Annotated in this window: 11 protein-coding genes; 7 read left to right on the forward strand and 4 right to left on the reverse strand. The window is 65.6% G+C overall.

Features of this window, described 5'->3' with window-relative positions; translation table 11 throughout:
• Positions 1-11 precede the first annotated feature (11 nt).
• On the forward strand, positions 12-623 hold the full coding sequence (cobO, locus tag F0A17_RS00450; RefSeq protein ID WP_149326391.1) for a cob(I)yrinic acid a,c-diamide adenosyltransferase: 612 nt from the start codon (positions 12-14) through the stop codon (positions 621-623).
• A 24-nt stretch (positions 624-647) separates the two neighbouring features.
• Here the strand turns inward: cobO and F0A17_RS00455 are convergent, their stop codons facing one another.
• A complete protein-coding gene (locus F0A17_RS00455) occupies positions 648-866 on the reverse strand; it encodes a hypothetical protein (RefSeq protein ID WP_223111482.1) in 219 nt (72 codons plus the stop codon).
• A gap of 148 nt (positions 867-1,014) precedes the next feature.
• Between F0A17_RS00455 and F0A17_RS00460 the strand changes: the two genes are divergently transcribed.
• Positions 1,015-2,466, forward strand: a complete 1,452-nt coding sequence (locus tag F0A17_RS00460) for a cobyric acid synthase (protein ID WP_149326392.1) — start codon at positions 1,015-1,017, stop codon at positions 2,464-2,466.
• 26 nt (positions 2,467-2,492) lie between these two features.
• Here F0A17_RS00460 and nadE read toward each other — a convergent pair whose 3' ends face one another.
• Positions 2,493-3,842 (reverse strand): ammonia-dependent NAD(+) synthetase, encoded by a 1,350-nt coding sequence (gene nadE, locus F0A17_RS20980; RefSeq protein ID WP_149326393.1) that lies wholly within the window; start codon positions 3,840-3,842, stop codon positions 2,493-2,495.
• 82 nt (positions 3,843-3,924) lie between these two features.
• Positions 3,925-4,695 (reverse strand): glycerophosphodiester phosphodiesterase family protein, encoded by a 771-nt coding sequence (locus F0A17_RS00470; RefSeq protein ID WP_149326394.1) that lies wholly within the window; start codon positions 4,693-4,695, stop codon positions 3,925-3,927.
• Positions 4,696-4,832: 137 nt separating this feature from the next.
• Here F0A17_RS00470 and F0A17_RS00475 point away from each other — a divergent pair, with 137 nt between their 5' ends.
• Positions 4,833-5,393, forward strand: coding sequence for a hypothetical protein (locus F0A17_RS00475; protein WP_149326395.1), 561 nt, complete (start codon positions 4,833-4,835; stop codon positions 5,391-5,393).
• Between the two features lie 83 nt (positions 5,394-5,476).
• Positions 5,477-6,454: an NADPH:quinone reductase gene (locus F0A17_RS00480; RefSeq protein ID WP_149326396.1), complete on the forward strand. Its 978-nt coding sequence runs from the start codon at positions 5,477-5,479 to the stop codon at positions 6,452-6,454.
• A gap of 199 nt (positions 6,455-6,653) precedes the next feature.
• On the opposite strand, the gene F0A17_RS00485 is transcribed toward F0A17_RS00480, so the two are convergent.
• Entirely contained in the window at positions 6,654-7,559 is a 906-nt protein-coding gene (locus tag F0A17_RS00485) for a MurR/RpiR family transcriptional regulator (protein WP_149326397.1), read from the reverse strand.
• 149 nt (positions 7,560-7,708) lie between these two features.
• On the opposite strand from F0A17_RS00485, the gene F0A17_RS00490 reads away from it, so the two are divergent.
• The 3 genes from F0A17_RS00490 (at position 7,709) to F0A17_RS00500 (ending at position 11,787) form a co-directional block, all read left to right on the forward strand.
• Complete coding sequence (locus F0A17_RS00490) at positions 7,709-9,037, forward strand: aspartate aminotransferase family protein (RefSeq protein ID WP_149326398.1); 1,329 nt, start codon at positions 7,709-7,711, stop codon at positions 9,035-9,037.
• Between the two features lie 10 nt (positions 9,038-9,047).
• A complete protein-coding gene (locus F0A17_RS00495; protein WP_149326399.1) occupies positions 9,048-9,611 on the forward strand; it encodes a carboxymuconolactone decarboxylase family protein in 564 nt (187 codons plus the stop codon).
• Between the two features lie 208 nt (positions 9,612-9,819).
• Positions 9,820-11,787 carry an SLC13 family permease gene (locus tag F0A17_RS00500; protein ID WP_149326400.1) on the forward strand — a complete coding sequence of 656 codons (1,968 nt, stop codon included), beginning with the start codon at positions 9,820-9,822 and terminating at the stop codon, positions 11,785-11,787.
• Positions 11,788-11,849: the final 62 nt, after the last annotated feature.

The raw sequence follows: 11,849 nt of genomic DNA on the forward strand, positions 1-11,849 counted from the left end.
AGAGCATGCCGATGCAAGACAATGCCAAGAAGCCCCAACGCCACGCCGAACGCATGGCACGCAAGCAGCGCGTCATGCAGGCGCGCATCGCCCGCGCCGACAAGGAGCAGGGCGTGCTGCTGGTACTCACCGGTCCGGGCAAGGGGAAGAGCAGTTCCGGCTTCGGCATGCTCGCCCGGGCGCTCGGCCACGGCATGAAGGTGGGCGTGGTCCAATTTATCAAGGGGCGGCGGGAAACCGGCGAGGAAGCCTTCTTCCGTCGTCAGCCGGGTGTCTCCTATCACGTGATGGGAGAGGGCTTTACCTGGGATACCCAGAATCGTGAGCGCGACATCCAGGCTGCCGAGGCGGCCTGGGAGGTGGCGCTCGGCATGATCCGGGACCCCAGCTTCAACCTGGTGCTGCTCGATGAACTCAACATCGCCCTGCGCTACGAGTACCTCGACCTCGACCGCGTGCTCGATGACCTCGAAGCCCGTCCCGACATGCAGCACGTCGTCGTGACCGGCCGCTACGCCCCCCAGCCGCTGATTGATCTGGCCGATACCGTCACCGAGATGAGGGTCGTCAAGCACGCCTTCAAGGAACAGGGTATCAAGGCGCAGAAAGGGGTCGAGCTTTGACGACACGCTTCGACCGTGGCCACATCATGGCGAATCGCTCGTTATCGCTTCATGTTGCCTACGATACGTTTCGTAATCGGGAGGGAGGTGATCGAGACACTCCTCCCGTTGCGCGCCGGGCAATTGGTTGCATTCGTTCAGGTGGTTCTGCTTGATGCCTTCGTAAACGGCGCGTGTGGTGCAGGAGGCCAGCACCAGCGCTACCAGGCCCAGCAGAATCAGTACCCTGTTGCGTTGTTTCATTTACCGTTACCGTCCTTGTCGGCATGTGGGGCGGCATCTGCCCCGAACGGGCTCCCGTGCCGCTTTGGTATGAGTGCTGTGCCCGAGTGACGCTCGGCGAGCCCGTTGCGCAGGGCTCGCACTGATGAAGGATAGACAGACGACTCTTATGACGACACTGATGATCCAGGGCACCACCTCGGATGCCGGCAAGAGCACAATCGTGGCAGGATTGTGCCGGCTGCTGGCACGGCGTGGGGTGTCGGTGGCGCCGTTCAAGCCGCAGAACATGGCGCTCAACAGCGCGGTAACGGTGGATGGCGGCGAGATCGGCCGCTCCACGGCGCTGCAGGCGCTGGCGGCCGGTATCGAGCCGCATAGCGACATGAATCCGGTGCTGCTCAAGCCCGAGAGTGACCGCGGCGCACAGGTGATTCTGCGCGGGCAGGTGCACGGCCATATGCATGCCATGGACTACCACGCCTACAAGCGCACCGCGCGGGAGAGCGTGCTGGCGGCGTGGCAGGCGCTTTCGTCACGCTTCGACGTGATCGTCGCCGAGGGTGCCGGCAGCCCGGCGGAAATCAACCTGCGAGCCAACGACATCGCCAACATGGGTTTCGCCGAGATGATCGACTGTCCGGTATTGCTCGTGGGAGACATCGACCGTGGCGGCGTCTTCGCCCAGTTGGTGGGCACCCTCGAGCTGCTCAGCGCGAGCGAGCGCTCGCGTACCCGGGGCTTCATCATCAATCGCTTTCGCGGCGACATCGCGCTGCTCGAGCCGGGGCTCGACTGGCTCACCACCCGTACCGGCAAGCCCGTGTTCGGCACGCTACCCTATGTTCAGGGTTTGCTGCTGGATGCCGAGGACAGCGTGGGGCTCACCGGCCACGCGGAAGAGGAGGCTACGCTCAGGGTGGTGGTGCCGGTGCTGCCTCGCATCAGTAACCACAACGACTTCGACCCGCTGCGCCTGGATCCGCAGGTTGAACTGGACTTCATCGGGCCGGGACAGGCGATACCCCTCGCGGACCTGATCGTACTGCCGGGCAGCAAAAGCACTCGTAGCGATCTCGATTGGCTACGCGCCCAGGGTTGGGAGGCGGCGATCCGGCGTCATCTACGCTACGGTGGTCATGTGCTGGGAATATGCGGTGGTTTCCAGATGCTCGGCCGCGCAATTCACGATCCCGATGGCCTCGAGAGCCCTCCCGGCTCGACCCCGGGCCTGGGGCTGCTCGAGTTCGAGACGCACATGGTCGCAGGCAAGCAACTGCGCAATGTCAGTGGGCACTTGCTACCCGGCCAGACGCCGGTCTCCGGCTACGAAATCCATAACGGCGTCAGTTCAGGGCCCGCTCTCGAGCGCCCCTTATGCGTATTGAACGGACGTCCGGATGGGGCGGTCAGCGCCGATGGCCAGGTCTTGGGCACGTATTTGCACGGCCTGTTCGACCGCCCCGAGGCGTGCGAGGTGCTGCTGGCCCGCTGTGGTCTCAAGGGCCGCGGTGCGGGGGTGGACTACCGGGCGCATCGCCAGCGTGAACTTGACCGACTGGCCGATTGCCTGGAGGCGCACCTGGATATATCCGCCATCGAAAGCCTGCTGGGAGGTTAACCGGCGAGGGCCGGCACGCGTCGCCATCAAGTGAATGCGCCAGGCGCGATGGGCAGACTGCGCTTGTGCCCGGTGCGGCGATAGGTGGTGACGATAGTATCGTAAGCGCGGCCGGGGATGGGCCGGCCCTCGAGGAAGTCGTCGATTTCATCGTAGGTGACGCCCAGCGCTTCCTCGTCGAGCTTCAGCGGCGCGAGCGACTCCAGATCGGCCGTGGGTGCCTTGTCGACCAGCTCGGCGGGGGCGCCTAACTGGCGCCCGAGCTGGCGAACCTGGCGCTTGGTCAGGCCGGTCAGCGGTGCGACGTCGCAGGCACCGTCACCGTACTTGGTGAAGAACCCCATCAGCGCTTCGGCGGCCTGGTCGGTACCGATGACCAGACCGCCGCGGGTACCGGCCACGGCGTACTGGGTCACCATGCGCTGGCGCGCCTTGATATTACCCAACACGAAATCGCGTTGGCCTGCATCCTGGAACGCCAGTCCGCCGGTTTCCAGCGCTTCCAGCAAGGCGTCGCTGCCGCTTTGCACGTTGACCTCGAGTACCTCGTCGGGCCGAATGAAGGCCAGAGCCCGGTTGGCATCGTCGGCATCCTTCTGGGTGCCGTAGGGCAGGCGCATGGCGGCGAACGTCGCCTGTTTGCCCCGCTCCCGAGCCTGCTCGACGGCGAGCTGTGCCAGTCGTCCCGCCACGGTGGAATCGACCCCGCCGCTGATTCCCAGCACCAGCGTCTTCTGCCCGCTTTCGCACAGGGCGCGGCAGAGGAAGCCGCAACGGCGCTCGATTTCACGCTGCGGGTCGATAACCGGCTTGACCATCAGCTGCACGCCAATGGCTCGCTGCACGGCCCGGCGCGAGCGCTCGTCCTCTTCGTCGTTCGCTTCGGCTCCACGGCACAACCGGTGATAGTGGGGCAGTCGCTCCAGGGCATAGTGCGATGCGGCCAGGCGAACCTCGTTGCGTTCGCCGTCGAAGCGGCGGGTCTCGCAAAAGTGATGGTGATGCCCCTCATGACGAAAGGCCCAGGCAAAACATACCGTGCCGACGGGCGTGCCGTCGTCGCCGGGGTTGGGCCCGGCGATGCCGGTGTTGGCCAAGGCCACGTCAGCGTCATTGTTGTTCAGTGCCCCGGCGGCCATTTCGCAGGCGACCGCCTCGCTGGTCAGTCCTTGGGCGTCGATGGTATCGAAGCTCACGCCCAGGTAGCGGTGCTTGGAGGGCGGCGAGTAAACCGCGAGCCCGCAATCGATGCTCTGGCCGCTGCCGGGCACGCGAGCCAGCTCCGAGGCGATCAGTCCTGCAGTGCAGGACTCGGCGGTGGCCAGCTTGAGGTCGTTGTCGATGAGGTAATTCGTGATCCTGTCGAGCAGTTCCATTCCTTTCTCCTTGCTGCGCTTCCTTACGTTCCACTCCACTCAAGCTAGACCATCGTGTCTTGGTCTGTCCTACGTTGTATGTTCAGTCCACGGTCGGCGGCGGTGCGATAGCCGCGAACAGGGTGGGATCGTCGCTGATGGCACTGTCCACACCCCAGGCCCAGCGAGTGGCGAAGGCGGCCGGATCGTTCGGGGTGTAGCACAGCAGGCGATAGCCGGCGGCCTTGATCTCGCCGGCGCGCCGGGCGGTCAGTCGCGTCCAGTCGGTATGGATGCTGAAGGCCTCGAGTGCCTCGCAAGGGTGCTGCCACTTCTGCGGCACGCTCTCAGCCAGCAGGCCGATCGGCAACAGGGAGGCGTCGGCGATGGCGCGGGCTTGGCGCAGGGCTAGCGGATCGAAGGAGGAGACAACCATCCGCTCCGGTGGCAGCGCCTCGAGCAGGCGCGGGACGACCACTTCGGCCAGCTCGGTCCCGCTTCGGTTGCGCTCCACCTTCAGCTCCATGTTCACGCCCATGTCGAGGCGGTCCAGCAGTTCCAGCATGTCGTTCAGCGTGGCCATGCGTTCGCCACGGAAGGCGTCACCGAACCAGCCGCCGACATCGAGCCGGCGCGCAGCCGCCAGATCCAGCGTGGCCAGCCGCCCTTTCCCGTCCGAGCAGCGACTGAGAGTGGCGTCGTGCCAGATCACCGGCGTGCCGTCGCCGAGCAGTTGCACATCGAGCTCGACCCACTGGCAGCCCGCTTCATGGGCGGCACGCACGGCGGCCAGGGTGTTCTCGGGGGCGCGGGCGGAAAGGCCGCGATGGGCGATCAGCCTGGGCAGCGCAATGGCAGGGTAGGGTGAGGACATGCTAAGAGCTCCGGTCGTGAGCGGGACAGGTTAACGGGTCGACATGACAGGATAGCGATTCACCCGGCAGCTGCACGAGTGGAAACGTTCGTGATTATGCTAGGCTTGCAGGCTTTGACGAGGCAACGAGGCAAGGCATGAAGGTGATGACCCCCGAGCGTGACGAGCAGCGCGATGCCTGGCTCGCGCGCCTGTGCGCCGACATCTATGGTAGGGAGGCGGGGCTGTCGCCACTGGTTACGTTCACCGGCACGCGCCAGGTGCTGTTCGCCCAGGAAGCGGCCCGGCTATGGGCACTGGTGGATGATCAGGGCCGCCCCGGCGCGCTGGCCCTGTTGGCGCTCGATGCGTCCGGCACGGGAATGACATTGTGGCTTCACGCTTCGCCGGGCGGCGACCGTGAGAGCCAGCGGCGGCTGATCCGCGAGCTGGCCCAGAAGGCGCCGTTGCGCGTCGACGCGGCCGACAGGGACGATGAGGAGTTCTTCCGCCGCTGTGGCATTACCCGCTGGTTCGCCGCTCCCGGCGGCCGACGCATCGGATTGTCGCGGCGTCATCCCGCACGGGGCGTGAACGAGCTGGAGCCGGCGCTCGAATACGACGACGAGGCGATCCTGCGTCGCTTCAAGCATGATGCCCATTTCTTCGACCAGGAGAAGGCCCGTTTCGTTGAGCGGCTGGCAGCTTTCCCCGGGTGAAACGACTCGCATGCCCTTGACCGGGGCAGCATTCGGGGGTTGGATGAAGCCCATCTACCGTTAGCCGACAAAGGACACGTTTCATGGCCAAGCGCATCCAGTTTGCCCGCACCGGCGGTCCCGAAGTACTCGAATTCGTCGATGTCACTCCGGTCGATCCGGCATCCGGCGAAGTTCGTGTCAAGAACGAGGCCGTCGGGCTCAACTTCATCGACATCTACTTTCGCACCGGCCTTTATGCCGTTCCAGGGCTACCGTCCGGGTTGGGGACCGAGGGCGCCGGCGTAGTCGATGCCGTGGGCGACGGCGTCAATCACCTGAAGGAGGGCGACCGGGTCGCCTATGCCCAGGGCCCGCTCGGTGCCTATGGCGACTATCATGTGCTGCCGGCAGAGAAAGTGGTGGTATTGCCGGATGCCATCGCCACGGAAACCGCCGCCGCCAGCATGCTCAAGGGTCTGACCGTGCAATACCTGCTGCGCCAGACCGCCCCGCTCCAGGGTGGCGAGACGATCCTGTGGCATGCCGCCGCCGGCGGCGTGGGGTCCATTGCCTGCCAGTGGGCCAAGGCGCTGGGCGTGAGGTTGATCGGCACCGTCAGCTCCGCCGAGAAGGCGGAGCTGGCGAAAGCCAACGGCGCCTGGGAGACCATCGACTACACCCGGGAGGACGTGGTCGAGCGGGTTCGTGAATTGACCGATGGTGCGATGTGTGACGTGGTCTACGATTCAGTGGGCAGGGACACCTGGGTCACCTCGCTGGACTGCCTCAAGCCACGTTCGCTGATGGTCAGCTTCGGCAATGCCTCGGGCCCGGTCGAAGGGGTCAATCTCGGCATCCTCAACCAGAAGGGCTCGCTATTCGTGACCCGTCCCAGCCTCAACGGCTATGCCGATAGCCGCGAGCGGTTGGAGCAGATGTGCCGCGACCTGTTCGACATGCTGGGCAGCGGCAAGGTCAAGGTCGACATCGGCCAACGCTTCGCCCTGGCCGATGCCGGCAAGGCGCAGGACGCCCTGGCTGGCCGCCAGACCACCGGCTCGACCATTCTGCTGCCATAGGCCCGAACGAAGCTCGGCTCGTGCGACGCCCGCCTCAATGAGGCGGGCATCGTCATTTCCGCTTAAGACGCTTGGCAGTGCTAGCGTTCGCCTGCGGCGATCTCGATGGCGGGCTGCGGCAGGATGGCGTCGCTGGATCGGTTGAGAGCGTTCTGCCCACTCGAGGGCCTCGGCTCGCCCTTTTGGGCGACCATCCTGCTCACAGGGAGGCGCCGAGCTCGGCGATCATCGTCTCGCGGTGCTTGAGTGCCGCCAGCCCAGCCTTGCCCAAAACACTGGCCACTTCACTCAGCAGTCCTTGGGCGAGCAGCATGAAGGCACACATGCTGTTGCTGTAGAACAGACTATGATTGGGCACCGGGAAGCTATGTCGCGCGACCCGGGCCAGGGGAGAGCGCTCCGAATCGGTCAGGGCGATGACCTCGACCCCGTGACGGGCGGCGACCTCGGCCGTGGCCAGCACGCTCGGGGTGTAGGGGAAGCAGCTTGCCACTATCAGCACGTCGCCGGGGTCGAGCTGGGCCAGGGCATCGGCGACGCCTTGCCGGCCCGCGTCGAGTGGGGCGACGTCGGGGCGCAACATCCCCAGGCCATAGGCCATGAACAGCGCCAGGGAGTGGAACTGGCGCATGCCGTGTACGCGTACCCGATGGGCCGTCGCCAGCAGCGTCACCGTCTGCTCGAAGGCCGTCGGATCGATCCGCTCCAACAGGCTCGCCATGTTGGCGCTCTCTTGCCGACCCAACCGGCTCAGCCGGGCCAGCCCCTGCGTGTCGCTGCTCGCCTCGAGGAGGCGGGAGGCCTGGTCGCTGTAGAAGCTCTGGCCTTCGGTGACTTCGCGGCGGAAGACATCCTGCAACTGGCCGAATCCCCCATAGCCCAGACGCTGGGCCAGGCGCGAGAGCGTCGACGCATTGACGCCCAGCCGCTCCGCCAGCTCGCTGATGGAGGAGACCGCGGCCTGCTGCGGTGCCTCGACGAGCAGCGCGAGCACGTGCCGCGAGCGTTTGCCCAGCCGGATGCCGGCCTCGCCGGCTTCGATGGCCTTGAGCCGTTGCCTGAGGCCGCTCAGCGTCTCCGGAGGGGGCGTGGAGGTGTCCGTCATGGCGTCGCTTCACTTCATCTCGTGGCGTCGGGGAGGAGCATTGTAGCCTCCTTGCGCTGCTGGAGGCGTCGAATGAGGGATATGCAAATTCTGATTGCAAATTTAAATATAGCATCTATATTTTGCGTATTGTCAATCCGGAGGATCCCATGAGCCACGTTTTCCACCGCAGCCTGACGCAGGATTACCCCACGGCCACCAAGGGCGAAGGCCCTTACCTGATCGACGATCAGGGGCGGCGTTATCTGGATGCCTGCGGTGGCGCCGCGGTCTCCTGCCTGGGGCATAGCGAAGCCGCCGTCATCGAGGCCATCCGCGAGCAGGTGGGCAAGGTGGCCTACGCTCACACCGCCTTCTTCACCACCGAGCCGATGGAAGCCCTGGCCGATTTTCTGGTCGAGCGCGCACCTGCGGGGCTCGAGTCGGTCTACTTCGTCTCGGGCGGCTCCGAGGCAATGGAGGCGGCCCTGAAGCTGGCGCGCCAGTACTTCATCGAGATCGGTCAGCCGCAGCGCAGGCACCTGATCGCGCGTCGCCAGAGCTACCACGGCAATACGCTGGGGGCGCTCGCCACCGGCGGCAACGCCTGGCGGCGTCAGCAGTTCGAGCCGCTGCTGATCGACGTGAGTCATGTCAGCCCCTGCTATGCCTACCGCGGTCTGCAGGAGGGCGAGAGCCCCGAGGCCTATGCGGCACGCCTGGCCGACGAGCTCGAGGCCGAGATCCTGCGTCTCGGAGCGGAGAACGTGATGGCCTTCGTCGCCGAGCCGGTGGTGGGGGCCACCCTAGGTGCGGTCCCCGCGGTACCGGGGTACTTCAAGCGGGTGCGTGAGGTGTGCGATCGCCATGGCGTGCTGCTGATCCTCGACGAGGTGATGTGTGGCATGGGGCGCACCGGCACTCTGTTCGCCGCCGAGCAGGAGGGCGTCACCGCCGACCTGATCACCATCGCCAAGGGGCTTGGGGCCGGCTATCAGCCGATCGGCGCCACCCTGGTCAGCGGGCGTATCCGCGACGCCATCGCCAATGGCTCGGGCTTCTTCCAGCATGGGCATACCTATATCGGCCATGCGACGGCCTGTGCCGCGGCCTTGGCGGTGCAGACGATCCTCCAGGAGCGCGACCTGCTGCCCCGGGTGCGTGAGCTGGGCGAAGGACTTGAACGGCGCCTGACCGAGCGCCTCGGCGAGCATCCCCATATTGGCGACATTCGTGGCCGCGGGCTCTTCCTGGGCCTGGAGCTGGTGGCGGACCGGACCACCAAGGCGGCGTTCGAACCCGAGCGCAAGGTACATGCACGCGTCAAGCAGGCCGCCATGCAGGCGGGGCTGATGTGCTACCCGATGGGCGGCACCATCGACGGACGCCAGGGTGATCACATCCTGCTGGCGCCGCCCTTCATCCTCGCGGAGAGCCATCTGGACGAGATCGTCGACAAGCTCGATATCGCCCTGCGCAGCGCGCTGGGTAGCCGATAAGGAGATAGGTATGGCCATCGAATCCCGCCTGACCCCACTCGACGAGACGCGTCTGGACGCCGAACAGCGCCGCGTGCTGGAGGCGATCCTCAGCGGCCCTCGCGGCAACCTGGACGGCCCCTTCCTGGCCTGGATCCATAGCCCGGGCCTGGCCGATCATGCCCAGCGACTGGGCGCCTTCTGCCGCTACGGCACGCGGCTGGAGCTGCGCCTGACCGAACTGGCGATCCTGGTCACCGCCGCCTGGTGGCGGTCCCAGGCCGAATGGCAGATTCACGAGCCCATCGCCCGCGAGGCAGGCATCGCCGATGACGTGATCGAGGCGTTGCGCACGGGAGAAGAGCCGATTTTCGAGCGGGATGACGAGCGCCTGGTCTATCGCCTGGGCAGCACGCTCTATGCTACCCGACGCGTCGACGCGGCACTCTATGCCGACGCCGTCGAAGCCTTCGGTGAACCTGCGGTGGTCGAGCTGGTAGGGGTGTTCGGCTACTACGCCTTGGTGGCCATGACCCTGAACGTCTTCGCGGTGCGCCGCGACACGGAGGTCCCCCTGCCGTTCGCCGAGCCGTGAGACCGGTGCCGGCCATGCTCGAGAAGATGCCGAAATAAGCTCCTCCTTTTGCGACGTGAACCCGGCCGGGGCCGGGTTCTTGCGCTCTGGCAAAGTCACGGCCTGGCACCGATTAGCGAATCACAACGCATCGAAAAGTCTGGATTTTCGTGCCCGTCACTGGTGTGCTTGGGGCTTTGCATCGTCGACTTGGGAGCCACGGAACGGTATGGCCGATCACACACTGATGTTCATCGTACTGGGCCTGACGCTGGCGGCTTTCGTCTGGGGGCGGTTTCGCTTCGATCTGGTGGCGCTCGGCGCGCTGCTGGCGTCGATCATGCTGGGGCTGGTGCCAGGCGACGAGGCCTTCTTCGGCTTCGGTCACCCGGCGGTGGTCACGGTGGCGGCAGTACTGGTACTCAGTCGCGGCTTCGAGCGCTCCGGTGTCGTCGACGTCATCGCCGAACAGGTGCTGAGAGTGGGCGATCGGCTCCTCCTGCAGCTGGTAGCGCTGACCGGCACCGTGGTGGTGTTGTCTGGCTTCATGAATAACGTCGGTGCCCTGGCGCTGCTGCTGCCGGTCGCCATGCGTCTGGCCCGAGAGCACGATGCCTCGCCCTCTCTGTTGCTCATGCCGTTGGCTTTCGGTTCGCTGCTCGGCGGACTGATGACATTGATCGGCACGCCGCCCAATATCATCATTTCCAGCTATCGCGGCAGCCTGGCCGACGACAACTTCGGCATGTTCGCCTTCTTCCCGGTAGGTGCCGCCGTGGCCCTGGCGGGGCTCGTCTTCATCGTGCTGTTTGGCTGGCGCCTGGTGCCGAAACGTGCGGATAAGGCCTCCACCGCGGAAATGTTCGATACCGCCAATTACTTGGTCGAGATGCGAGTCGGCGAGGATTCCAAGGCAGTGGGTTGGACACTGCGCGAGTTGCAGCGGGAGCTGGAGGAGACCGTGCCGGTGCTGGCCGTGGTACGCGGTGAGCAGCGCCGTGCCGGCCACGCCTTTCTCGGTGTGCTCAAGGAGGATGACGTTCTGTTGGTCGAGGCCGGTCCCGAGGAAATGAAGCTGCTCGAGGACAAGGCGGGGCTCTACCTGGGAGTCGGACCGAAGGAGCAGGAAGACCAGGAGAACGAGGCCCAGGCGGACAAACCTTCACCGGATGCCATCCATGGCGCCAACGAGGCCGAGAACGATGAGCCGGTGGCGTGCGGGAATGACGGAGCGCTACCCGAAGCGAACTCATCGAAGCAGGGCAACGTGGCGGAGCAGAGCAGGAACAAGGGGAGGGACAGCCGCAAGAAGGAGGCCACCAGGAGAGCGGCCGATACCGAGGGCCTGGAACTGATCGAGGCCGTGGTGCGCAACGATTCCATGATGATCAATCGCACCGTGACCCAACTGCGCCTACAGAACCAGTATGGTCTGCACCTGGTGGCCGTGGCGCGCGATGGCGGGCGGCTCAAGCAACGCCTGCGCGATATCCGCTTTCGTCCCGGTGACGTACTGCTGCTGCAGGGTGGCGAGAGCAACCTCAGCGAGAGCCTGGCCACGTTGGGCTGTCTGCCGCTGGCGCGGCGCAACCTGCCCATGGGGCAGCCGCGAATGCTGCTGGTGTCGATCGCCGTCTTTGCCGTGGCCATACTCGCCATGCTGTTGGATCTGCTGCCCGCCGCGGTGGCGCTCACCGCGGCGGCCCTGGTCTCGCTGCTGGTCGGAGTGCTGCCATTGCGCGAGGCCTACCAGGCCATCGACGGTCCCGTCATCGTGCTGCTCGGTGCCATGATCCCGGTGGGCCAGGCGCTGGAGACCAGCGGTGGCGCGGCGCTGTTGGCCGACAGCCTGCTGGCGGCCGGCGAGCACTGGCCGATAGTGGTGCTGCTGGTCGGCCTGTTTGCGATATCGATGCTGCTCTCCAACGTGATCAACAACGCCGCGGCGGCCCTGCTGATGGCCCCCATCGCCGCCAGCCTGGCGGAGGGCTTCGATGCCTCGGTCGATCCCTTCCTGATGGTGGTGGCGGTGAGTGCCTCCTGCGCTTTTCTGACACCGATAGGCCATCAGTCCAACACGCTGGTAATGGGGCCGGGCGGTTACCGTTTCGGCGACTACTGGAAGCTTGGCCTGCCGTTGTCATTGCTGGTCATGGCGGTGGGGCTACCGATGATATTGCTGGTGTGGCCGCTCTGACATCCAGGGCAAGACGCAACGAAAAAACCGGCCAGCTGGCCGGGTTTTTTCCATGCGAACCG

The sequence above is a fragment of the Billgrantia pellis genome (genome assembly GCF_008297955.1).
In the GTDB taxonomy this organism is placed as follows: domain Bacteria; phylum Pseudomonadota; class Gammaproteobacteria; order Pseudomonadales; family Halomonadaceae; genus Halomonas; species Halomonas pellis.